At 53.0% G+C, this 913-nt stretch carries 1 protein-coding gene; it reads left to right on the forward strand.

What is annotated here, in order from left to right; translation table 11 throughout:
- Positions 1 to 913: carboxypeptidase-like regulatory domain-containing protein (locus EP737_RS25175; protein WP_165350947.1), on the forward strand; the 913-nt coding region annotated here is incomplete at both ends.

A 913-nucleotide genomic window follows, 5' to 3' on the forward strand; every position in this document is an offset into this window, starting at 1 on the left:
AACCAGGAGAAGAACGTGTACTGGATGCGGCGCTTCAAGCCAATCCGGCTACGATTCAAGGACAGGTGACAGATGCACAAACGGGAACTCCGATTGCAGGAGCCGGGGTTGTCACGGTCGTCCAAGGCAGCGGGATAATTGTCGCGTCGACGCAAACAGACCAAAACGGCAGCTATCTGTTAACTGGCATTGCCCCTGGAAGCTATAACGTGGTCATTTCGGCAGAGAATTTTACGAGCCAAACCGTGTCTGTGAATTTAACGGCAGGAGAAACGGAAATCATCAACCCAGTGTTAACCCCAAATCCGGCCACGATTAACGGAACGGTCCGAGATGCGATCACTGGAACTGCACTGTCCAATGCCTTAATTCAAGTATTCAATGGGCAAGGAAGTTTTCTCGCGAGCACCCTGACAGATGTGAATGGACAATACACCCTCTCAGGCTTGCCGGAAGGCACATTGTCCGTTCAGGCAAGTGCGCCGAATTTTGCTTCTGAGCTAACAGTCATTACCGTAACACCAGCTGAGACGGAAACAGTCGATTTCGCACTGGAACCAAACCCAGCTTCCCTGACAGGAAGCGTGACGGATGCGCAAACAGGTGCTCCGCTTCCAGGCGCTCTCGTCCAAGTGTTTATCGCCGGAACGAATGTATCGGTGAAATCCACCTTAACAGACCCGAACGGTCTGTATGTCATCAATGGGCTGGCCGAAGGCGAATACCGTGTGGTCATGTCCACCGATAATTATGCCTCATCCATTTTCCGTATCGTATTGGGTCCGGGAGAAGAGCGTGTGCTGAATGCGGAGCTTTTAGCCAACCCAGCCACCATCCAAGGACAGGTGACAGACGCACAAACGGGAGCTCCAATTGCAGGAGCCGGGGTTGTCACGGTCGTCCAAGGCAGCGG

This window comes from Ectobacillus funiculus (genome assembly GCF_004138295.1).
Lineage (GTDB): Bacteria > Bacillota > Bacilli > Bacillales > Bacillaceae_G > Ectobacillus > Ectobacillus funiculus.